The organism is Microbulbifer regidiadema (SeqCode) (genome assembly GCF_052466995.1).
This window is the reverse complement of the sequence record NZ_CP174297.1, coordinates 3320622-3342884: the sequence shown is the minus strand read 5'-3', so window position 1 is coordinate 3342884 and position 22263 is coordinate 3320622. Positions and strand designations below refer to the sequence as shown.

The window sequence follows — 22263 nt, the reverse complement described above, 5'->3', positions numbered from 1 at the left end:
TCACCATGAGATATTTTAACAAGACCGTACTGGCTTTCTCTGTCGCCCTGCTGGCCAGCGCCTGTAGCGATGACAATTCAAACTCTGACGACGTAGTGGACCTGCCCGGAGAAGAACATGTCGGTGTTTCCTCTGCCCAGAGCAGCAGCAGCTGGTTCCAGGAAGCCCAGCAGGCGATCGAAGAGGCGAGCGCGGTAGAAATCAACAACACCCCCGGTGCAGCCAAGAACGTGATTCTGTTTGTCGGCGACGGTATGGGCATCTCCACCGTCACCGCCGCCCGTATTCTGGCCGGTCAGCAGGAGGGCCTCGATGGTGAGGAGTACCAGCTGAGCTTTGAGAAGATGCCGTTTGCCGGCCTGGTCAAAACCTACAATACCAACCAGCAAACCCCGGATTCCGCCGGCACTATGACCGCGCTGGTAACCGGCGTTAAAACCAAGGCCGGTGTCTTGAGCGTTGCCGAAAATGTTGCGCGCGGCGACTGTGCCGCCAGCCTGGACTACCCGCTGACCACCGCTGTTGAATTGGCTGAAGACCTGGGCAAGAGCACCGGTATTATCAGTACGGCGCGTATCACCCACGCCACTCCGGCAGCCACTTATGCCAAGGTGCCCGAGCGCGGCTGGGAAGAGGCAGCGCCGGATGGCTGTACCGATATCGCCGCCCAACTGATTGAGTTTGCTGCCGGTGACGGTATCGATGTGGTGATGGGCGGTGGCCGCCGCAACTTCCTGCCCAGCGATGTTACCGATATCGAGGGTGAAGCGGGGCGCCGTGAAGATGGGCGCAACCTGGTGGATGAGTGGAAGACCCGCTACGAAGACGGCGTCAGCAATATCGCTTACGTTGAAGAGAGCAGTGCTTTTGCCGCAGTGGATGCCTCTGCAACTGACAAGCTGTTCGGTTTGTTTAATTCCTCCCATATGGAATATGAAGCGGATCGCGCGGATGACACTGCCGGTGAGCCCTCCCTGTCAGAAATGACCGCCAAAGGTCTTGAGGTGCTGCAAAAAAATGAGGACGGCTACTTCCTGATGGTGGAGTCCGGTCGTATCGACCACGGCCACCACGCCGGCAATGCGCACCGCGCCCTGACCGATGCGGTGGAGTTTGCCGAAGCGATCCAGTACGCCATGGATAACACCAGTGCAGAAGACACTTTGATTATTGTCACGGCGGACCACAGCCACGTGATGACCATTGCCGGCTACCCCACGCGCGGCAATCCGATTCTCGGCAAAGTGATTGGCAATGACAGCAGTGGCGAAGCGGAAACCGCACACGCCCTGGCCGAAGACGGCCTGCCCTACACCACCCTGAGCTATGCCAATGGCCCGGGCCACAGCGCCGGCGACAGCGGTGTGCGCCTGGACCTGCTCAGCACAGATACTGCGGCACTGGATTACCAGCAGGACGCGCTGATTCCTATGAGCAGTGAATCCCACGCCGGTGAAGATGTGGGTGTTTGGGCGCGCGGACCCGGTGCACACCTGGTGAGTGGTACCAACGAGCAGAACTTTCTGTTCCACGTAATGGCGCGCGCTGGCGGACTACTCGGGCAGTAAGCGCTGCGGCTAGCGGTGTGGATGACGCTGTTTATCCGCACTGCTTTCTCATTTTCTTAATCGCTGTCGGTGCGGATAATTTTTCCCACTGTGGCATATTCGCTGTGCAGTTTATTGCCCCGGCATGATTGCCATTAGCATCGCACCACGCAACACCTCTCTCAATTCCCCTGCTGCTTTACTGCGCTCGCCCTCCTCGCTGCGACACAAATACCCGCTTGTTAGCGCTACTTTTTATGGGCGACGGAGTGGAATTAGCCGGGCAAAGAGGAGTCATTCTGGAATGGGACCCCCGCAGCCGAGGCCCGGATTATGGGGCTAAATATTAGTGGTTTCTGTTCCGGTTGATTTCAAGCGGTGCTCCACTGGCCCCGGCAATGTACAATGGCCTTTTAAAGTTTTCGCTCAGCAGGCATAGCATGAAGGATCGCAAGACCACCCACTTCGGCTACCAGGAAGTGCCGGTGGAAGAAAAGGCCGGTCGTGTGGCAGAAGTGTTCCACTCTGTAGCAGCCCGTTACGATGTCATGAACGACTTGATGTCCGGAGGTGTTCACCGCCTCTGGAAGCGCTTCACCATCGAATTGTCCGGCGCCCGACGGGGCCAAACTATTCTCGATATCGCCGGGGGGACCGGTGATCTCACCGCGCGCTTCTCGCGTATTGTGGGCGCCAGCGGCCAGGTAGTATTGGCGGATATCAACGAGTCGATGTTGCGAGTGGGCCGCGATCGCCTGCTCGACCGGGGTATTGCCGGCAATGTAGTGCCGGTGCAGGCGGACGCCCAGTACCTGCCCTTCCCGGACAACACCTTCGACTGCATCACCATTGCTTTCGGTCTGCGCAATGTCACCGATAAAGACCTGGCACTGCGCTCCATGTTGCGCGTGCTCAAACCCGGTGGCCGTCTATTGGTGCTGGAGTTTTCCAAGCCCCAGTCGAAGTTGCTGGAGAAAGTCTACGATCAGTACTCTTTCCGCCTGTTGCCGTTTATGGGCAAGCTGGTCGCCAATGATGCGGACAGCTATCGCTACCTGGCGGAGAGTATCCGCATGCACCCGGACCAGGAAACCCTCAAGGGGATGATGGCGGATGCCGGTTTTGTCGATTGTGAATTCCACAATATGACCGGCGGAATTGTTGCTTTGCATCGGGGCATCAAGCCCTGAATAACCGCACAAGCCTATTTTTTCTCTGAGCGCAGGCACGAGGCCGTAAACCGCCATGAGCGATCCCACTTTTCGCGCGGGCTTTGATGCCGCGCTGGAAACCACAATTAATACTGCCCTCCAGTACGACCCGGCAACGCGAGACCGCCTCTCCGCACTGGATGGCAAAACCATGGCGCTGGACTTAACCGCGCCTCACTTACAGTTTTGTCTGTGTATCGAGGGCGACCAGGTGCGGGTGCGTCAGCACTGGGAGGGGCAAGTGACCACCCAGCTGAGCGGCTCGGCGCTGTCTTTTATTCGCCTGCTCAAAGACCCGAATGCGACTCCGGCCAAACTGGGGGTATCTGTCAGTGGTTCCAGCGCCCTGCTGGCCGAATTGCAGTGGATTTTGAGCGACCTGGATATCGATTGGGAGGCGTTGCTGGCACAGGTCGTCGGCGATATTCCCGCCCACTCAATTGGCAATGTCCTGCGCGATGCCGCCCGCTGGCTGGGTGGCAACCTGAACCGGGCGCCTGAAGTCGCAGTCGAGACCATCAGTGAGGAGTGGCAGCTGACCCCGCCCCAGGCTCAGTTCGAAGCATTTGTCGAAGATCTGGCGGAGACCTCCCTGGCTACAGAGCGGCTCGAAGCGCGCGTGCGCTTGCTGGAAGAACAGTTTTCCCGCAGGGAGGCCGAGTAGTTTTGCCCGTTCGTCGCAGTCTTACAATCGCGCGGGTTTTTCTGCGCTATCGTCTCGATCAATTATTGCCGGCAGAACAGCGCCCCCTGTGGTTGCGGGGATTGCTGCTGCCGGTGAAGTTGCTGCCGCAGTCCAAGATGCCACGGGGCGAAAGGCTGCGCCGCGCCCTGGAAGAGCTGGGGCCCATTTTTGTTAAGTTCGGTCAGCTACTCTCCACTCGCCCCGACCTGTTGCCGCCAGATATTGTCGAGCAATTGGATTATTTGCAGGACAAGGTGCCGCCCTTTCCCAGTGACCAGTGCACGGCCCTGATCGAAGAGGCCCTTGGCGCCAGGGTGGGTGAGGTCTTCGCCAAGTTTGACCAGCAGCCACTGGCAGCGGCTTCGGTGGCACAGGTACATGCGGCCGAGTTAAAGAGCGGCGAATCGGTGGTGGTCAAAGTGCTGCGCCCGGGCATTGGTGAAGTGATCCAGGAGGATTTGAGACTTCTGGGGGTGATCGCCCGGGGCATCGAGCGCTTTGTGCCCGAGGGGCGCCGCATGCGCCCGGTAGAAGTGGTTGAGGACTACCGGCACACGATTGAAGGTGAATTGGACCTGACCCGCGAAGCGGCCAACGGCACCCAGCTGCGGCGCAACTTTACCAATTCCCCGCTGCTGTATATCCCCGAAGTACACTGGGATTACACCCGTGAAAATGTCCTGGTACTGGAGCGCATCGACGGCATCCCCGTCACCGACCTGACCCAACTGCGCGCCCAGGACACCAATATGCAGCTGCTGGCCGAGCGCGGTGTCGAGATCTTTTTTAAGCAGGTCTTCGAATACAACTTCTTCCACGCGGATATGCATCCGGGCAATATTTTCGTGTCCAGGGCGCACCCGCAGCGCCCGCAATATATTGCGATTGATACCGCGATCGTCGGCAGTCTGACACGGGAAGATCAGTACTATCTGGCGCGCAACCTGCTGGCGATGTTCCGCCGCGATTACCGCATGGTGGCAGAGTTGCATGTGCAAAGCGGCTGGGTTAGGGCGGATACACCGATCAACGCCTTTGAGTCCGCCATTCGCTCGGTCTGCGAGCCTATTTTTGAGAAACCCCTGGGGGAAATTTCCTTCGCCCGGGTACTGATCAGCTTGTTCCAGACCGCGCGCCGATTCGATATGGCGGTGCAGCCACAGCTGGTACTGCTGCAAAAGACCCTGCTGAATATCGAAGGCCTGGGGCGGCAGCTTTATCCGCAGCTGGATCTGTGGAAGACTGCTCATCCATTTCTGGAGCGCTGGATGCGTGAGCGAGTTCACCCCAAAACGATAGTGGGTGAGATAAAACGCTATGGCCCGGAGTGGCTGGAGAAATTCCCGCAGATGCCGCAGCTGGTGTACTCGGCGCTGGAGCAGTCGCGGGAACTGGCGCCCCAGTTAGAGGTAATTGGCGAGCAGCTGGCGGGCTCGCAGCGCCGTGGTCTGCGCCAGTATATTCGGCGAGTGGCTGGAGTTGTGCTGGGAGTGGGAGCCATCGCCGTCAGTAAACCCGAGTGGCTGGCTCAGTTGCCGCCGTCGGGCTGGGTGCTGGGAATCGCCGCGTTGGTGCTACTGCTGTGGCCCTAGGGCGCCTCGGTCTACACTGGAACTTCTAAGGATTGTTAGACATTGACTCAAATTCAAGCAAAGGCCGGCTTTCTCGATAAAGTCAGCTGGAACAGCGATGGTCTGGTTCCCGCGATTGCCCAGGACTTCGAAACTGGCCGGGTGCTGATGATGGCCTGGATGAACCGCGAATCACTGGCCCTCACGGCCAGTGAGGGCTATGCGGTCTACTGGTCCCGCTCCCGTAAGAGCCTGTGGCGCAAAGGGGAAAGCTCTGGCTTCCTGCAAAAGGTGCGCGAATTGCGCCTCGACTGTGACGGCGACACCATCTTATTGCTGGTCGAACAGCAAGGTGGTATCGCCTGCCATACTGGGCGCAGTAGTTGTTTCTACCACCTCCTCCAAGACGATGAGTGGCAGGTGAATCAGCCGGTGCTTCAAGACCCCGAGGCTATCTATAAGTGAGTCAATTATGAACGACGTGCTGCAACAGTTAGATGCGGTTCTGGAGAGTCGCAAAAATAGCAGTGACGCTTCAGAGTCCTATGTGGCCAGCCTACACGGCAAGGGCCTGAACAAAATTTTGGAGAAAGTGGGTGAAGAGGCCACGGAAACCATCCTCGCGGCCAAGGATGCACAGCACAGCGGTGACAATCGCGAGTTAATTGCCGAGACGGCGGACCTGTGGTTCCACTCACTGGTGATGCTCTCCCATCTGGGCGCCGATTCGCAGGATGTGGTGCGCGAGCTGGGACGCCGCTTTGGCTTGTCTGGACTGGAAGAGAAAGCCGCGCGCACTCAGTAAGCATTTGGATTATTTGTGGCACTACCCCTGATGGCGGGAGTGTTCGCTAAGAAACTCAAGCCATCCTATTGAATGTAATGGAGACAATTATGGGATTCGGTGGAATTAGTATCTGGCAACTGTTGATTGTCCTGGTCATCGTTTTACTGCTGTTCGGCACCAAGCGGTTGAAGAATCTCGGCGGCGATCTGGGCGGGGCGATCAAGGGTTTCCGCAAGGCGGTTAAGGATGAAGACAAGGCCAAGGAATCCGAGGAAGACAAAGACGTCGAGCGCCTCAAGCACGATGAGGAAGACAAGCCCGGCCAGGACAGCGCGATCAAAAATAAAGATAAGCAGTCCCAGGACAAGTAATCGGCAACGACTAAGGCGAGAGTCCCTCCGTGTTTGATATCGGCTTTTTGGAACTATTGGTGGTTGCTGCTGTGGCCCTGTTGGTGGTCGGCCCCGAGCGCCTGCCGGATGCTGTGCGCACCACTTCCCGCTGGTGGTCCGGCTTGAAGCGCACCCTGCACAGTGCCCGCGAGGAACTGGAGCGGGAGGTTGGAGCCGATGATATCCGGCGCGAGCTTCACAATGAGCGCATTATGCGTGAGATTGAGGAGAGTCGCCGCGAGATGGAAAAAACCTTTAACGAAGCCAACAGGGAAGTTCACGACGCACTCAAGCCGGCGGAGAAACCGCGAGCGGTAGCGGCTCCAGAGAAAAAACCTGAAGCCAGCCAACCTGAGACGGCGAAGTCTAAAAAGGCGGTGGAGAAACCCGCCCAGCCTCGCACAGAACAGGAGGATTACTTGCCGGAACAGGATGAAGCTGCGGAGGAATTACAGGACCCCGAATACCCGGAGCATTGGCATGACTTTGGGGACCCGGAGTTAAACTCGGATCACCCCGAGCATGTCGATGCCGATAAAACAGACAAACAAGGCGCAAAGAAAACCTCGCAACAGGAAAAAGACAGCCAATCATGAGCGATCAGTCCCAAGATAAGCATCAGCCTTTTATCGACCACCTGATCGAATTGCGTGATCGCCTATTGCGAATCCTTTTGCTAGTACTGGTCGTATTTGCCTGTTTGATGCCGTTTTCCTCGGAAATTTATAATTTTATTGCGCACCCGCTACAGGAGCGTTTAGCCGGTGATGTTGGCATGATCGCTACAGAGGTGACTTCCACATTCCTGACACCGTTTAAAACCACCTTTATTATTTCCTTTTTTATTGCCATTCCCTTTGTGCTTTATCAGGCCTGGGCATTTATTGCCCCGGGCCTGTATAAAAACGAAAAGCGTATAGCCATTCCCCTGCTTATTAGCAGTGTCGCACTTTTTTATATCGGCATTGCATTTGCGTATTTTGTGGTTTTCCCACTGCTGTTTGATTTCTTTGTGGGAACAGCCCCTGAAGATATCAAGGTAATGCCGGATATGCGCAGTTACCTCGACTTAGTGCTAAAGCTTTTCTTTGCTTTTGGTTTTGCTTTTGAAATTCCGATCGCGACAGTCCTGCTGATCTGGACTGGGGTGGTGGATGCCAAGACACTGGCGAGTAAGCGCCCCTATGTGATCGTAGGCTGCTTTTTAATTGGTATGCTGCTCACGCCACCGGATGTGATCTCCCAATCCCTGTTGGCCCTACCTATGTGGCTACTATTTGAGATAGGTATTTTATTTGGGCGTTGGATGAAGTCTTCTCCCAAAGACAAGCCCGCTACCTGAGTGGTGCAGGGCGGTATTGCGCGTATTGCAGTACCGGAGAGCTTGCCACAGCGCCCCGGAGCGAATTTACCGTGCAGGGTGCAATATCAATCAACAGCATCAACTCCCCGCGCCCGCTGCTATCAGAGCGGGCCTGGCAGAAGTTTAATCACAGCGGCTGTTCCCCCAATTCTAGGAGGCAAGCTAGCAGCCGCAGAAAAACCGCTGTTAGTCACCCATTTGAGCGACAAGCACTAAACTAGCTTGCCAGCGGGCGCTGGCAACACTGCGGGAAGCTTTACTGTGTATCGCTCCCGGCAGCCTGTGCGGCGATGCGGTCCTGTTCAGCAACGGCTTTTTCAACATTGTTGCGAATCAGGCGAACGAAAAATACCGCCATCAGGAATATAAAGGCAATCACGCCCAAGCTGAGAAGGCCAGAAAAGCTGGTAAACAGGTCAATTAAAGCATCCATTTTTCTCTCCAAATAGGCCAATGCTTCACCTATACAGTCTATGGAGCTGTAGTGGAAATCTCTTGACCTAAATCAAGCTGGATCGAGTTATCGTGAGAGGGACGGGTCGGTCAACGCAGTATTGAGGCCGCTAGCAGGCAGAGTAAGCTCGCGCCACACAATAAATAGAGGTCGCTATTTTCTCTCCTGCTGGGCAGAAGCAGCAACAGCGCCAAAGGCGGTAAAAATAGCGCGATTAACCCGGATAAGGGCGTGTGGCTAAACCCTATAAATAGCAGTCGCAACCAGGCAATAGCGCCCAAAACCAGCGCAAATACTGTCAAAACAGCTGCCACTGGAGCCATGGAGCAACCCTTTGTGCATACAATAGTTTGACTGATGGGTTTCCCCTGAGAAAATCGTCGGGGCCTCTGAATAATTCCGCAATACCTCTGTGTGCCCTGATGCTAACCGCCCTGAATGTCAGAGGCATTTCCCAATAGGAGAAAGAGTGTATATCAGTATTGTGGCTCTCAGCTTTTTAGCGCGCCTGCGGGTTTGGTTGCTGGCAGGGATATTGTTGACACTTTACGGCTGTGAGACGGCGGGCTATTACCTCCAGGCCGCAAGTGGTCAATTGCGGATACTCTCTGCCCGCCAGCCGATTGAGGAGTTGCTTCAGGGGGGCAATACCAGTGATTCACTGCAAAGGCAGTTACAGCGGGTGCAGCAAATTCGTGCCTATGCAGCACAGGAATTAAAGTTACCGGTGGGGCAGGCTTACAACTCCTATGTGCAGCTTGAGAGCAAATACCCGATATGGAATGTTTTGGCTGCACCAGAATTTTCCCTGAGCCCAAAACGCTGGTGTTATCCCATCGCCGGTTGCGCCAGCTATAGAGGTTACTTCCGCAAGTCAGCGGCCATAGCTAAAGCCAACAGTCTGCGCAAGCGGGGCTACGATGTCTATCTGGGGCCGGTACCCGCCTACAGCACTCTGGGTTGGTTTAATGACCCGGTGCTGTCCAGTTTTGTGAATTGGCCCCCGGAGAGGCTGGCCGGACTTTTATTTCACGAACTGGCACACCGAAGAGTTTATGTGCCAGGGGATACCCGTTTTAATGAGAGTTTTGCGACAGCGGTTTCCGAAATTGCCCTACCGGATTGGCTGCGCACTCAGGGGCTTGCGAATTCAGTTGAGGAAAGCAAGGAACAGGCACTGGCGGTACGGCAATTAATGAGTGCGGCACGCAAAGAGCTACAACCGATTTATCAGTCTAATCGGCCGGATGCGCTGAAGCGCGAGCAAAAACAGCAGGTTTTGACTCGATTGAGACGTTGTTATTGGCGCATGGCGGCGAGGTGGCCTTACCCGGCACGTTATCAGGCTTATATAGAAAAAACTAATAATGCGACTTTGGCATTGGCGGCGGAGTATGAATCTTTAGTCCCGGCTTTTCGCCAGCTTTATAGAGATAGTAGTGGTTGGCCGGATTTTTATAATTCAGCCGAGCGCTTGGGTAAACTCGATAAGGAAAATCGAAAGCAGCATCTATTGAGATTGGCTGATGAATACAGGGGAGAGAATATTAAGTCGGGCAATGCAATTAATTTTGATGTTCAAGCCTGTATGCACAGCGGTAGTTTTTAGGCTTGATATTACTTCCTTATCGTTAATAAAAAATAACCACTCCACAAGTCCGGTTATTTTTATATGTCAGATATTTACCAAAGGTTTGATTTTCTATTTAGTCACTTTTGTCAGTGTGTCTTAATAAGTAATTACTCATAAATAGATATTTTTTATCGGGAAAATTATAATTTCCAAGTTTGTTAAGTAATGTAAAGGCAGTACGCAGAATGTATAGATATGGATTGTCAACCCTTTTAGGGGCTTGCATCGTAAGTTTATTAGCTGGATGCGGTGGGGGAAGTGATGATAGTGGTACACCTGTACCACCAGAGCCGGATAGTATTTCTCTCTCTATCCAAGGGAAGCTAGTAGATGGGCCCACGGAAAATGCCAATATTGAGGTTTTTATTGGCGACGCTCTAGTTTTCACAGACTCAAGTGGTGATGGCAGCTATTTAGCTGAAATCGAATTGGATGACCACGAGTCTGAAGAATTAGTGAAAGTTTTTGCTACCTCTCAAGATGATAACAAAATTAAATTTGCCAGCATACTGGGTCCTGTCAGCTCTTTGCTTGAATACGCTGGAGACGATGGGGTTCTTGATTCATCAGACAATCACTCCGTAAATATTAGCAGCATATCTACGGCTATTGCTGCTATATTCGAAGCGGAAGCTAATAAATCTATTGAGTCTTCAGAGGATTGGCATAGTTCCCTTAAGTTGGTGGATGCAGATAGGGCTTTCTCTGTTGCTACAGCAATAAAGGTTTTTATCGATTATGCGGATAGAGGAATTTCTATTCCCTCTGACGTGGAAGATACCTACCAGTTTGCATCAGATTTTAAATTGTCTTCCGAATATGTTTATTTGTTAGAAGTAACAATGAATGAATTATATCGGGAGGCGCAGGGAGAGTTGGCGCAAACCGATGGCCTTTTAAGTTTGTCGAGTGGTACTCAGACGTCTATAGCGGATATATATGATTTAGGTTGGGGGAAAATAAAATTAAACGAAGATGGAACTGGTGAATATCTAAGTAATGGTTTGGCCGTTGAATTGTCCTGGCAAGAAAACTCTGAAGGGATTGTTCTGGGGGTTGATAGTACTTTTACAGTATCAGATTCAACTTATATTGACGGAAGTTATGTCTATTTTGAAAGAAATAGAGAACTGAAGAAATTATTCTGGGCGTATGATTCAGAATCTCAGGGAATGTTAGTGTTTGAGGTGAGTGATAGTCTTCACTACCCTGGAGGACAGTTGCCTGACAGTGTTGAGAAGGGTTACTGGGCTGTTTCAGCCGTTCGTTCAAAAGGGCTTGTGAATCCCCGGGATGTATTAGTTTTGGGAGAGGTTTATAGCATGCCAACGCCTAATCGTGCTGGAGAGGTGGTTGGTGCTACTGAGGATTACTATCCAGATTTCACTACGAGTACTATGGAGATGAGCTTTTCTGGCGACTTTGATGAAGGCGGAGTGGTCAGCGTGAAAGTCCCCTCTACTTCACTTGACGGCAAAGCACTCGAAACAGACATTACTGCTACATGGATGCTGAATAATTCCAACCGATTGATTGTAAATTTGCCAGATAATTCTCAACTGACTTATTCACTATTGAATGTTGTTGCTGATGGTGTTGTCGAAACTGCTGTTTATGAGAATTCAGATGATGGAAGTTACTCTTTTTTATTTTCTAGTATTTTATTAAAAGGTAATGAAAGCTGGTCTGAGCAGGGTATTGCTGGAATTTATACGTATCAGCCGACTTTTGCTACTCCGTTGCACAGTTATTCTTTTGACTTATCCGTTGATGGTTCTTTAGTTATCGTTAATAGCTTTGATCGTAATAAAAATAATAACATTGAAGAGAACGAATACTATGAGTCACCTGGTCGCTGGCAGGTGGGGGGTAATGGCAGTTTGTTTATAAGAAGGTATGAGTCTGAAGGTGGTGGCTACTGCTTGCCGAGCTCCTGGGAGCCCTCTGATGACGAAGGTTGTGAGGTGTTTCGTGAAAGAGAGTGGGAGTTGCATCAACGTGTAGAATCTAATAATTATTGGTTTCGGCATCATCGAAATATTTTTATGCGGGCTGAAGAATTAGGTTTGCCGGCAGGGATAAATGCTGAGGATTATATTCTTTATCATGGCGTTATATATAACGCACACCTGCAGAAGGTTGATGAGAGACCGGTTGTAATGCCTGAATGATTGTTAAGCTTGGCCACCGTGGTGGGTAGGGGAAAATGGCAGCCTTTTAGGCTGCCATTTTTGTTTGGATATGTAGTGTTAAGAATTCTGTGTCATTTCATTATTATTAGCAAAAAAGAGATGACCCATGACCAAACCCACTTTCGATATGGATGCCGCCGCTAAAGCTTTGCGTGAGGGTAAAGACCTCAGTGGCAAAGATGGAATCCTAACTTCTCTGATCAAGCAACTCACCGAAGTCGCCATGACTGCAGAGCTGGAGGAGCATCTCGCCAGTGAGGACAGTCCCAACCGCAAAAATGGCAGTACCTCAAAAACCATGAAAAGTCCCGCTGGTAATTTTGAGTTACAGACGCTGCGGGACCGTGCCGGCACCTTTGAACCTCAAGTCGTCAAAAAGCACCAGACCCAGCTTACCGACGAGTTAGAGCGCAAGGTCATTGCGCGGTTTGCCTTGGGCAACAGCTACCAGGATATCTGCACACATATTGCCGATATCTACGGCATGTCGATTTCCAACGGCACCGACCGACAAGCTGTTACCGGAACTTAAGGCTTGGCGTGAACGCGACTTGGAAGCTGTCTACCCCATTGTCTGTCTTGATGCTATCCACTATAAAACCAAGGAAAATGGTCGTTATATCAGCAAGGCCATTTACACGATTCTTGGCCTTAATATTGAAGGTAAAAAGGAATTGCTGGGATTCTACTTATCCGGCCAAGAAGGTGCACATCACTGGCTGACTGTCCTGACCGAAATTAATAACCAAGGGGGGCTTCGCCAATGAGAACAGCTTACTGAAACTACTTTACGTCGGTATACTAAAAGCCTCTGAGCGTTGGACACACCTGATTCAAAATTGGAATCTGACACTGTCACAGCTAGCGATCCACTTTCCAGATAGCCTGGAGAAATACATCAGCCTATAAGCTGTTTAGCTGACACAGAGTTTTGAACCCCCTCTTTGGATAAATACCTTTCTATATTAATTTTTGATTGCTTTGCAGTAGCTTTATGGGCTTTAAGTTTGTGGTACTTGATTGTGGTGCGCTGCGAGCATATTTAATCTATTTGTAGATTCTGGATATGGGTTTTTGAATCTATGTTTAGCTTTTGATGCTTGATTTTCTTCTTTGGTCGTTTTTATTGGATTTTTTTGTGGGTTTCTAATATTCTGGTGTGTCTGTCGGACGCAAAGTTTATATTTTCTTCGCCGCTATTTGTTTAATTTACTATGCTCAATCAATTAATATGATTTACCTTAAGATACTCCATAGATTGTTTTTTTTACTTGTTTTTCTATGTATATCCGCCTGTGGTGGAGGCTCATCTAGCAGCAAAGAGGAGTCAAATGATGACAGCCTAAGCCTAACTGTGCGAGGTTACGTTGAGGTGGGTAGCTATACCGGTGTAGAAGTAGTATTCCGAGCGGGAGATGAAGTTTTCAACGCTGATTTGGATACGTATGGCAATTATACCGTAGAATTGGAAATCCCTGAATCAGAGGTTGACTCCTTTGTATATGGGGAGGCCATCTTTCCTGCCGACAGCGGTATAAAACTAGTTAGTGCCCTCGGTTCATTTGATAGTCTATTCGAGATCTCTGGAGATGATGGTATACTAGTTCGCTCGGAATTACTTGGCGTAAATATTACCAGTGTTACTACAGCACTCTCTGCTCTGTTAGAGATTGAAAATAATGGTGGAATCACTTCTGATTCCCAGTATAGCGCAGCATATAAAAAAATAAATTCTAGTACTATGCTTGATATAGCTGCATATATAAACCTTTCGCTTGATAGGCCGCAGGAAGAGGAATTCTTTCTGCCCGACGGAGTTGGTGATATATATGAGTTGGCGACAAATTTTAATTTGGTATCTTTATATATTTTGCAATTAAGGTCTGACTTTGCAGAAGAGTTTGAGATGTCGAAAAGGGCTATTTTCGAAAATAAAAAACTTGTCAATTCTTCTCCGTCGAGTTTCTTGGCTACAGAGGATACTTACTATCTTCCCAATTTAAATTTGCGTTTAACTCTGCGTGCTGATGGTACCGGAGAGCTTGTGGGGATGATGGATCGTGTTGCGATAACTTGGTCACGCACCGATGAAGGTTTGATTCTTGAGGGTGCAGATATAGCTGTCAACTATTTCTATAGTGATTACGTTACGGAAAATCGAACCAGAATAAATAGGATGAACTGGGTTTTTGAAGGAGATACCGTTGATTCTGTGATTCTTGATCTCGTTCACTATGATCACTACCCGAATGGGGAGTATCAGGATGGTTCTTTTGTAGAGCAAGTTTCTATGAGCTCCGCAATACGATCCTCGGCTGAATTACCGGTATCTAGTACTATTGAGTTAGGAAAACTATATAGTATGCCAAACACAGTGGGGATTACTGAGTTTGTCGAGCTTTCCGGAGAATTGCCGCAATGGAGTTTAGTATCAGTGCTAGATATGCGTTTTTATGGCGATTATGAAACGGGTGGAAAGGTTGATATTTTTGTTCCTGAAATATATGCCGATGGAAATTCTATTACAACAGAGTTGTCAGGAACCTGGTCTTTAAGTGGTGAAAACCAGCTTAGGGTTGAGGTTTCAAGCGGACGTTCGTTTACTTATACTTTTTTAGATTCTGAGTTTACTGATTATGATTGGGCATTTGTCGCTTATGAATCTGATGGAAGGGTGAGGGCAGAATTTGATGCGGTTTTTGCTAAAGAAGTAGAGGGATGGGATAAAGAAAAAGTATCAGGTATTTACCAGATAGGTAACTATGGTCAATCTTTGAGGCTGGTGCAAGATTATTACTGGTATGAATTAAATGTCGATGGGTCGGTAAGTGAAGTGTACGCATATGACCTTGATCTTGATGGTGATTTCAGTGAAAGTGAAATTAATGTCACTAAAGGGCTGTGGCAGCTGGATGAAAATGGTGTTGTAGTAATTAGGCATTACTCAATGGATGGTGAATCCTGTATTCCAGATGTGTGGGACCCTGTAGCTGGTTCAAAATGTCGAATTGATTTTCAGCGTGATTTGGATCTTTATAGTATTGATGAAAGTATATTTTATATAAAAAAGACACTCACAAACTTTTCTTATGATTCGAGTGGTGAAGATAGTGATGTATCAAATTTTGAGGGGCAATTATTGAGTCGGGTCTTAATTTATCCTTCAAAAACTGAGAAGGTATCCGTAAGACCACTTGAAGTTCCAGGGCTATAATTTCTTCCAAATATATCCGTATGTAAGTAATGGGGTGGTAGCTGCTTAGGCTACCATCTCTGTTATCAATGCTTTTATATTTAAGATAGTAAAGCTAAGCTATTGTTACTTCAGAGGTTGCCTAGCAGCAGAGTCGCCTGGCCACATCCAGCATTCGGTTGGCAAATCCCCACTCGTTATCAAACCAAATTAAAATCTTGGCTAATTGACTGCCCGCTACGCGGGTTTGGCTTGCATCAATGACGCCGGAGCGGGGATCGTGATTAAAGTCGCAGGATGCCAGCGGCTCCTGGGTAAAACCGAGAACACCGTTAAACTCCGTTGCGGAAGCCGTTTTTAATAGTGTATTTATCTCTTCTCGGTTCACTGTTTTTTGTAGAGAGACGGATAAATCAATAGCGGAAACATTAACCGTGGGCACGCGCAGGGCCTGTGCCTCAAATTTGCCTGCCAGGTTAGGCAGTATCCGCTCAATACCCCGGGCTAAAGCCGTATCAACAGGGATAACCGAGGTTATCGCTGAGCGGGTTTTCCTCAGGTCGGTGTGATGGTAGGCGTCACTTACCGGCTGGTCGTTCATTGCGGAGTGGATGGTAGTAATAACCCCGGCTTCAATGCCGAAGGCTTTATCCAAAGCAGCGATAACCGGTACGCTGCAATTAGTCGTACAGGAGGCGGCAGAAATAATGCGTTCTCTACCGGTTAAAATATTGTCATTCACCCCGTAAACAATGGTGGCGTCCACATCGCGGCTGGCGGGCTGGGAAAACAATACCTTGTTGGCTCCGGCAGTTAAATGTAACTCTGCGTGATGGCGCTGCTTAAAGCTGCCGGTGCACTCCAGTACAATATCCACTTGTTGCCGCTGCCAATCCAGCTCTTCTAAGCGCTCGCAATGAGTAACGGCAATAGAATCCCCATTAACTACCAGAACATCTTTATGCACGGAAACTTCGCCGGCGAAGCGGCCGTGGACAGAATCGTACTTTGTCAGGTGTGCGATGGTATCGCAGTCAGCCAACTCATTGATGGCAACTATTTGTAAACTATCGCGGGCGCCAGACTCATAGAGTGCGCGTAAAACGGAGCGGCCGATGCGGCCGTAGCCATTGATGGCAATTCTAGTGGTCATAGCACAACTGTTAGGCAGGAGAAAAAATTCAGCTAGGGGACCCCGCGCGGCGCTATTGCCACGCGGGGTTGATATCAAAGCGCTATTACTTCAGCAGCTTCTCTACAGCTTCGGCAACGTTGTCCACGGTGAAGCCAAAGTAGCGCATCAAGTCACCGGCAGGCGCAGATTCGCCAAAGGTTTCCATACCGATAATAGCGCCATCGAAACCGACAAACTTATACCAGTAGTCTTTGTGGCTCGCCTCTACCGCTACTCGTGCACGTACAGAAGAAGGCAGTACGGATTCACGATAAGCTTCTTCCTGCTCCATAAACAGCTCGGCACAGGGCATGGAAACAACGCGAACTTTCTTACCAACCAGTTTTTCCTGGGCCGCCATCGCCAGCTCTACCTCGGAGCCTGTGGCAATAATAATGGCCTCAGGAGTGCCCTCACAGTCAGACAGAACGTAGCCACCGCGCTCAATCTGCGCCAGTTGTGCGCTGTCGCGATCTTGAGGAGCCAGGCCCTGGCGGCTAAATACCATGGTGCTGGGGCCATCTTTGCGAGCGATGGCCATCTTCCAGCTCACGGCGGATTCGGTGGCGTCGCAGGGGCGCCAAGTGTGCAGGTTTGGCGTGGCGCGCAAGGCGCTGAGCTGTTCTACCGGCTGGTGAGTTGGACCGTCTTCGCCCAGGCCGATGGAGTCGTGGGTGTAGACAAAGATTACGCGCTGCTTCATCAGTGCGGCCATGCGCACAGCGTTGCGGGCGTATTCCATAAACATCAGGAAGGTAGCGCCGTAGGGCACAAAGCCACCGTGCAGGGCGATACCATTCATAATGGCACTCATGCCAAATTCGCGCACGCCGTAGTAGATATAGTTGCCGGAGGCATCTTCGGCGCTGACGCCCTTGGAGCCGGACCAGATGGTGAGGTTGGAGCCGGCCAGGTCGGCGGAGCCGCCGAGGAATTCGGGCAGCAGCGGACCGTAGGCGTTCAGAGCGTTTTGGCTGGCTTTGCGGGAGGCGATCTTCTCTGCACTTTCCTGGCAGGCTTTGATGTACTCATCCGCTTTGCTAAGGAAGTCCGCAGGCAGTTCACCGCTCATGCGACGCTCAAATTCAGCCGCCAGCTCCGGGAACTCTTCGCGGTAGTCGGCGAGGATATCTTTCCACTCGTCTTCCTGGGCTTCGCCCTTAGCCTTGGCGTCCCAGCCCGCGTAGATAGCTTCGGGGATTTCAAACGGAGCGTGGGCCCAGCCGAGGGTTTCGCGAACCAGGGCGATTTCTTCGTCACCCAGCGGTGCGCCGTGACACTCTTCGCGTCCCTGCTTGTTCGGGGAGCCGAAGCCGATCACGGTTTTACAGCAGATAATAGTGGGCTTATCGGTAACCGAGCGAGCCTCTTCAATCGCAGCTTTGATGGCGGCAGAGTCGTGGCCATCCACATTGGGGATAACATGCCAGCCGTAGGATTCAAAGCGCTTGGGGGTATCGTCGGTAAACCAGCCTTCCACTTCGCCGTCGATGGAGATGCCGTTGTCATCGTAGAAAGCGACTAGCTTGCCCAGGCCCAGGGTGCCGGCCAGGGAGCAGGCTTCGTGGGAGATGCCCTCCATCAGGCAGCCGTCGCCGAGGAATACATAGGTGTGGTGGTCGACCAGCTCGTAACCGGGACGGTTGAACTGAGCGCCCATTACCTTTTCGGCCATGGCCATACCAACGGCATTGGTGATGCCCTGACCCAGCGGGCCGGTAGTGGTCTCTACACCGGGAGCGTAACCGTATTCCGGGTGGCCCGGAGTTTTGGAGTGCAGTTGGCGGAAGTTCTGCAACTCTTCGATTGGCAGGTCATAGCCGGACAAGTGCAGCAGGGAGTAAAGCAGCATGGAGCCGTGACCGTTGGAAAGTACAAAGCGGTCGCGATCGGCCCAGTTGGGGTTGGTCGGGTTGTGCTTTAAGTAGTCATTCCACAGCACCTCGGCGATATCCGCCATACCCATGGGCGCACCTGGGTGGCCACTTTTGGCTTTCTGGACAGCGTCCATAGAGAGGGCACGAATGGCGTTGGCCTTTTCGGTGCGAGAGGGAGTAGAAGACATAAGGAGAGCTCTCTGGTTTCTCAGGTAGGGTGCGGCGCTGCTCTGCCGGCAGATTCCCGCAACAACGAAAATGGTGGCGTATTTTCCCGTAAAGGGCCGCCCCGCGCAAAGCTTTGCTAGGGGAATTGTTGTCGAATACGACAACAATTTTCCAATTCTATGCATTTGGTGGTGCCATTAATATCTATATCAAAAACATTTAATGAAGCTATATCAAAAGATTTTGATATAGCTTTTATCCCCTGCTAGACTTGGCTCCATGTCTGAGAATGAGTCCGCTTCCGAACTGAGCCCAGCCGAGGCAATCCCTCAGCTGGCCTTGACCCTGAAGGCCGCCGGAGATCCCCTGCGCCTCGAGATATTGCGCCTGCTCAGTCAGGATTCTTACAGTGTTTTAGAGCTGTGCCGAATCTTTGATTTGCGCCAGCCGGCTTTGAGCCATCACCTGAAAGTGCTCGCCCAGGCGGGACTGGTAAATAAGCACCGCGAAGGCAATAACCTTTTTTACCGGCGCACGGCAGCCACGCCACTATTGGCACAGCTCTTTAGCAACCTGGATCAGCTGCCGCTGACAGATCGGCGGGTGCAGGCGGTATCCCGCATCTCGGAGGAGCGTGCGGAAGCATCGCGGCGCTTCTTTGCCGATTACGGCAATCGCTTTCGCGAACAGCAGGAATTGATTGCCAGCTATGACGTCTATGGCCCGCAGGTGGCACAGCTGCTCAAGCCCGGTCTGCATGCACTGGAGGTGGGGCCCGGGGAGGGTGAGTTTTTACAGGAGTTGGCGCAGCGGTTTGCCACTGTGACGGCACTCGACCTGTCCTCAGCGATGTTGGCGCGAGCCCAGTCCTTTGCCGATAAGCGGGGCATTAAAAATATTGAGTTCGTGTGCAGCGATACGCGGGCTGCGGCGGCGCACCCGGCCAGCGCCGATACCATCGTGGTGAATATGGTGCTGCATCACACCCCTGATCCGGCGCAGATCTTTCACGATTTGCACGGCGCCCTGAAGAGCGGTGGACAGCTTTTGATTGCAGAGTTGCAAGATCACCGCCAGGACTGGGCCCGTGAGGCCTGTGGGGATTTGTGGCTGGGCTTTGCACCGGAGCAGCTGAGTGACTGGGCCGCGACCGCCGGCCTGCAAGATGGGCGCAGCATTTATCGCGCCCTGCGCAACGGTTTTCAGATCCAGATAAGAGAATTTATCAAGCCCTGACCGGGCTTGTCAGGCACAGCCTGAAGTCAAAAGATATTTAACCGCTGCGGCGGGACAATGGAGACCTCAAAATGAGTGAATACAGACTGTTTACTTCAGAATCCGTATCTGAGGGACACCCGGATAAAATTGCCGATCAGATTTCCGATGCTGTATTGGATGCTCTACTGGCCCGTGACAAGCAGGCGCGGGTTGCCTGTGAAACCCTGGTAAAAACTGGAATCGCCGTTATAGCCGGTGAGATTTCCACCTCTGCCTGGGTCGATCTCGAAGAGCTGGTGCGCAAAGTGATTACCGATATCGGCTATACCTCCTCCGATGTGGGCTACGACGGCGATACCTGCGGTGTTATCAATGTTATCGGCAAGCAGTCTGTGGATATTGCCCAGGGTGTGGACCGCGCCAAGCCAGAAGATCAGGGCGCGGGCGATCAGGGCTTGATGTTTGGTTATGCGACCAACGAAACCCCCACCTTTATGCCAGCGCCGATCTATTACTCCCACCGCTTGGTTGAGCGCCAGGCCGAAGTGCGTAAATCTGGTCTGTTGCCCTGGTTGCGCCCCGATGCAAAAAGCCAGCTGACCTTCCGCTACGACGAACAGGGCCGCCCCTGTGCGATCGATGCGGTGGTGCTCTCCACTCAGCACAACCCGGACGTCAGCCAAAAAGATCTGCGCGATGCGGTGATGGAACTGATTGTGCACAACACCCTGCCGCAGGAGTGGCTGCATAAAGACACCCAATTCCATATCAATCCCACAGGTAATTTTGTGATTGGCGGACCGGTTGGGGACTGCGGTCTCACCGGGCGCAAGATTATCGTCGATACCTACGGTGGTTCCGCTCGCCATGGCGGCGGTGCATTTTCCGGTAAGGACCCCTCCAAGGTCGACCGCTCTGCCGCCTATGCGGGCCGCTATGTGGCCAAGAATATTGTCGCCGCCGGTCTGGCCAGACGCTGTGAGATCCAGGTTTCCTATGCCATCGGCGTGGCCGAACCGACTTCTGTTGCAATTAATACCTTTGGAACCAACTTGGTGCCAGAAGAAAAATTGGTAGAGCTGGTGCGCGAGAACTTTGACCTGCGCCCCTACGCTATCTCCAAATCTCTCGACCTGCTGCACCCGATGTACCAGTTGACCGCAGCTTACGGTCACTTTGGTCGCGATCCGTTTACCCACACTTACAACTGGGTCGACAGCAATGGTCAGGAGCGCAGCGAGACCTTTACCGCATTCCCGTGGGAGAAAACCGATAAAGCGGATGTACTGCGGGCTCAGGCCGGCCTCTAAGTTTCAGAAATAAGTATTCATGCCCGTGCCAAAAGTGCGGGCATACAAAATATGCTGGGTACCACTCGGCAGCTAGATAATTTTTGGACTCAAAAAAACGATGAATCAAATGAGCACTGAATTTAAAGATTACAAAATTGCGGACATTTCCCTGGCTGAGTGGGGCCGCCGTGAAATTGAAATTGCCGAAGGAGAAATGCCGGCACTGATGACTCTGCGGGAAAAATACCGCGCAGAGCAGCCGCTGGCGGGCGCCCGCATCATGGGCTGTATCCATATGACCATCCAGACTGCGGTGCTGATCGAAACCCTGGTTGCTCTGGGTGCTGAAGTGCGCTGGTCCTCCTGTAATATTTTCTCCACCCAGGACCACGCCGCTGCCGCTATTGCCGCGCGCGGAATCCCGGTATTTGCCTGGAAAGGTGAAACTGAGGAAGAGTACGAGTGGTGCCTTGAGCGCACTATTGGTGCTGATGTTGCCGGCTGGCAGCCCAATATTATTCTGGATGACGGTGGCGACCTCACCGAACTGCTACACCGCGAATACCCGCAACTTCTCGATGCCTGCCACGGTGTGAGTGAAGAGACCACCACCGGCGTACACCGCCTGCAGGATATGCTGCGCGAAGGCACCCTGAAGATTCCTGCGATCAACGTCAATGACGCTGTGACCAAGAGCAAGAACGACAACAAATACGGCTGCCGCCACAGCTTGAACGATGCGATCAAGCGCGCCACTGACCACCTGCTCTCCGGTAAGCGAGCGCTGGTAATTGGTTACGGCGACGTAGGTAAAGGTTCCGCAGCATCCCTGCGCCAAGAGGGCATGATCGTGCGGGTTTCCGAAGTGGACCCGATCTGTGCGATGCAGGCTTGTATGGACGGCTTCGAGCTGGTTTCTCCCTATATCGACGGAATTAACACCGGTACCGCTGAGGGTATTAACAAGCAGCTGCTGGCCAATACTGACCTGATCGTTACTACAACTGGCAACGTGAACGTTTGCGATGCCCATATGCTTTCCGCTCTGAAGAGTGGTGCCGTGGTTTGTAATATTGGCCACTTCGATAACGAAATCGACACCGCCTTTATGCGTGAAAACTGGGAGTGGCAGGAAGTTAAGCCGCAGGTACACAAGGTAGTGCGCAACAGCGAAACCAACGATCACCTGTTGCTGCTGTCTGAAGGCCGCCTGGTAAACCTTGGCAACGCCACCGGCCACCCGAGCCGCATTATGGATGGTTCTTTTGCCAACCAGGTTCTCGCCCAGATCCATTTGTTCAAAGAAAAGTTTGCCGATTTGCCTGCAGATCAAAAGGTTTCAGCGCTGTATGTAAAAGTACTGCCCAAGCACCTGGATGAAGAAGTTGCACGCTATATGGTTGAGGGCTTCAGTGGTGTTATTACCCGCATGACTGAGCAGCAAGCTAACTATATCGGTGTTTCAGTTGAAGGTCCGTTCAAACCTGAAAGTTATAAGTATTAATC

18 protein-coding genes and 1 pseudogene are annotated in these 22263 nt (G+C 51.8%); 16 read left to right on the top strand and 3 right to left on the bottom strand.

The window, feature by feature from the left end; all coding sequences use genetic code 11:
* Window positions 1-5: 5 nt before the first annotated feature.
* The 9 genes from ACJJIK_RS14610 to tatC all read left to right on the top strand — a co-directional run bounded on the left by ACJJIK_RS14610 (window position 6) and on the right by tatC (window position 7535).
* Window positions 6-1568, top strand: coding sequence for an alkaline phosphatase (locus tag ACJJIK_RS14610; RefSeq protein ID WP_444943173.1), 1563 nt, complete (start codon window positions 6-8; stop codon window positions 1566-1568).
* Window positions 1569-1987: 419 nt separating this feature from the next.
* Window positions 1988-2737, top strand: coding sequence for a bifunctional demethylmenaquinone methyltransferase/2-methoxy-6-polyprenyl-1,4-benzoquinol methylase UbiE (gene ubiE / locus ACJJIK_RS14605; RefSeq protein ID WP_444929013.1), 750 nt, complete (start codon window positions 1988-1990; stop codon window positions 2735-2737).
* A 55-nt stretch (window positions 2738-2792) separates the two neighbouring features.
* Window positions 2793-3422, top strand: a complete 630-nt coding sequence (locus ACJJIK_RS14600; RefSeq protein WP_444929012.1) for a ubiquinone biosynthesis accessory factor UbiJ — start codon at window positions 2793-2795, stop codon at window positions 3420-3422.
* A 2-nt stretch (window positions 3423-3424) separates the two neighbouring features.
* Window positions 3425-5035 (top strand): ubiquinone biosynthesis regulatory protein kinase UbiB, encoded by a 1611-nt coding sequence (gene ubiB, locus ACJJIK_RS14595; protein ID WP_444943172.1) that lies wholly within the window; start codon window positions 3425-3427, stop codon window positions 5033-5035.
* Between the two features lie 51 nt (window positions 5036-5086).
* Window positions 5087-5479, top strand: a complete 393-nt coding sequence (gene hisI / locus ACJJIK_RS14590; protein WP_444932355.1) for a phosphoribosyl-AMP cyclohydrolase — start codon at window positions 5087-5089, stop codon at window positions 5477-5479.
* 7 nt (window positions 5480-5486) lie between these two features.
* Window positions 5487-5819, top strand: a complete 333-nt coding sequence (locus ACJJIK_RS14585; protein WP_444943171.1) for a phosphoribosyl-ATP diphosphatase — start codon at window positions 5487-5489, stop codon at window positions 5817-5819.
* Window positions 5820-5908: 89 nt separating this feature from the next.
* Window positions 5909-6172 (top strand): twin-arginine translocase TatA/TatE family subunit, encoded by a 264-nt coding sequence (gene tatA / locus ACJJIK_RS14580; protein WP_444929009.1) that lies wholly within the window; start codon window positions 5909-5911, stop codon window positions 6170-6172.
* 29 nt (window positions 6173-6201) lie between these two features.
* Complete coding sequence (gene tatB, locus ACJJIK_RS14575) at window positions 6202-6789, top strand: Sec-independent protein translocase protein TatB (protein WP_444929008.1); 588 nt, start codon at window positions 6202-6204, stop codon at window positions 6787-6789.
* A complete protein-coding gene (gene tatC / locus ACJJIK_RS14570; protein WP_444943170.1) occupies window positions 6786-7535 on the top strand; it encodes a twin-arginine translocase subunit TatC in 750 nt (249 codons plus the stop codon). The genes tatB and tatC overlap by 4 nt, the downstream gene beginning before the upstream one ends.
* A gap of 277 nt (window positions 7536-7812) precedes the next feature.
* On the opposite strand, the gene ACJJIK_RS14565 is transcribed toward tatC, so the two are convergent.
* Window positions 7813-7989, bottom strand: a complete 177-nt coding sequence (locus ACJJIK_RS14565; RefSeq protein ID WP_444943169.1) for a DUF3149 domain-containing protein — start codon at window positions 7987-7989, stop codon at window positions 7813-7815.
* Window positions 7990-8479: 490 nt separating this feature from the next.
* On the opposite strand from ACJJIK_RS14565, the gene ACJJIK_RS14560 reads away from it, so the two are divergent.
* From ACJJIK_RS14560 to ACJJIK_RS14545, 4 genes and pseudogenes are all read left to right on the top strand, one after another.
* A complete protein-coding gene (locus tag ACJJIK_RS14560) occupies window positions 8480-9619 on the top strand; it encodes an aminopeptidase (protein ID WP_444943168.1) in 1140 nt (379 codons plus the stop codon).
* Window positions 9620-9828: 209 nt separating this feature from the next.
* Window positions 9829-11814 carry a hypothetical protein gene (locus tag ACJJIK_RS14555; RefSeq protein WP_444943167.1) on the top strand — a complete coding sequence of 662 codons (1986 nt, stop codon included), beginning with the start codon at window positions 9829-9831 and terminating at the stop codon, window positions 11812-11814.
* 127 nt (window positions 11815-11941) lie between these two features.
* A pseudogene (locus ACJJIK_RS14550) lies at window positions 11942-12744 on the top strand (transposase).
* 250 nt (window positions 12745-12994) lie between these two features.
* Window positions 12995-15049, top strand: coding sequence for a hypothetical protein (locus ACJJIK_RS14545; protein ID WP_444943166.1), 2055 nt, complete (start codon window positions 12995-12997; stop codon window positions 15047-15049).
* A gap of 121 nt (window positions 15050-15170) precedes the next feature.
* On the opposite strand, the gene gap is transcribed toward ACJJIK_RS14545, so the two are convergent.
* Both gap and tkt read right to left on the bottom strand, forming a co-directional pair.
* Window positions 15171-16181: a type I glyceraldehyde-3-phosphate dehydrogenase gene (gene gap, locus ACJJIK_RS14540; protein WP_444929002.1), complete on the bottom strand. Its 1011-nt coding sequence runs from the start codon at window positions 16179-16181 to the stop codon at window positions 15171-15173.
* A gap of 85 nt (window positions 16182-16266) precedes the next feature.
* Window positions 16267-18267, bottom strand: a complete 2001-nt coding sequence (gene tkt / locus ACJJIK_RS14535; RefSeq protein WP_444929001.1) for a transketolase — start codon at window positions 18265-18267, stop codon at window positions 16267-16269.
* 259 nt (window positions 18268-18526) lie between these two features.
* Here tkt and ACJJIK_RS14530 point away from each other — a divergent pair, with 259 nt between their 5' ends.
* From ACJJIK_RS14530 to ahcY, 3 genes are all read left to right on the top strand, one after another.
* The gene (locus ACJJIK_RS14530) at window positions 18527-19483 is read left to right on the top strand and encodes a metalloregulator ArsR/SmtB family transcription factor (protein WP_444929000.1); all 957 of its coding nucleotides are present in this window, start codon (window positions 18527-18529) and stop codon (window positions 19481-19483) included.
* A gap of 71 nt (window positions 19484-19554) precedes the next feature.
* Window positions 19555-20775 carry a methionine adenosyltransferase gene (gene metK, locus ACJJIK_RS14525; protein WP_444943165.1) on the top strand — a complete coding sequence of 407 codons (1221 nt, stop codon included), beginning with the start codon at window positions 19555-19557 and terminating at the stop codon, window positions 20773-20775.
* A gap of 109 nt (window positions 20776-20884) precedes the next feature.
* Window positions 20885-22261 (top strand): adenosylhomocysteinase, encoded by a 1377-nt coding sequence (gene ahcY, locus ACJJIK_RS14520; protein ID WP_444928998.1) that lies wholly within the window; start codon window positions 20885-20887, stop codon window positions 22259-22261.
* Window positions 22262-22263 lie beyond the last annotated feature (2 nt).

Excerpts from the sequence above, each read along its gene's own strand:
- ACJJIK_RS14610 (WP_444943173.1), top strand. The coding sequence starts at position 6 with ATGAGATATTTTAACAAGACCGTACTGGCTTTCTCTGTCGCCCTGCTG.
- ubiE (WP_444929013.1), top strand. The coding sequence starts at position 1,988 with ATGAAGGATCGCAAGACCACCCACTTCGGCTACCAGGAAGTGCCGGTG.
- ACJJIK_RS14600 (WP_444929012.1), top strand. The coding sequence starts at position 2,793 with ATGAGCGATCCCACTTTTCGCGCGGGCTTTGATGCCGCGCTGGAAACC.
- ACJJIK_RS14585 (WP_444943171.1), top strand. The coding sequence starts at position 5,487 with ATGAACGACGTGCTGCAACAGTTAGATGCGGTTCTGGAGAGTCGCAAA.
- tatA (WP_444929009.1), top strand. The coding sequence starts at position 5,909 with ATGGGATTCGGTGGAATTAGTATCTGGCAACTGTTGATTGTCCTGGTC.
- tatC (WP_444943170.1), top strand. The coding sequence starts at position 6,786 with ATGAGCGATCAGTCCCAAGATAAGCATCAGCCTTTTATCGACCACCTG.
- ACJJIK_RS14565 (WP_444943169.1), bottom strand. The coding sequence starts at position 7,989 with ATGGATGCTTTAATTGACCTGTTTACCAGCTTTTCTGGCCTTCTCAGC.
- ACJJIK_RS14555 (WP_444943167.1), top strand. The coding sequence starts at position 9,829 with ATGTATAGATATGGATTGTCAACCCTTTTAGGGGCTTGCATCGTAAGT.
- gap (WP_444929002.1), bottom strand. The coding sequence starts at position 16,181 with ATGACCACTAGAATTGCCATCAATGGCTACGGCCGCATCGGCCGCTCC.
- tkt (WP_444929001.1), bottom strand. The coding sequence starts at position 18,267 with ATGTCTTCTACTCCCTCTCGCACCGAAAAGGCCAACGCCATTCGTGCC.
- ACJJIK_RS14530 (WP_444929000.1), top strand. The coding sequence starts at position 18,527 with ATGTCTGAGAATGAGTCCGCTTCCGAACTGAGCCCAGCCGAGGCAATC.
- metK (WP_444943165.1), top strand. The coding sequence starts at position 19,555 with ATGAGTGAATACAGACTGTTTACTTCAGAATCCGTATCTGAGGGACAC.
- ahcY (WP_444928998.1), top strand. The coding sequence starts at position 20,885 with ATGAGCACTGAATTTAAAGATTACAAAATTGCGGACATTTCCCTGGCT.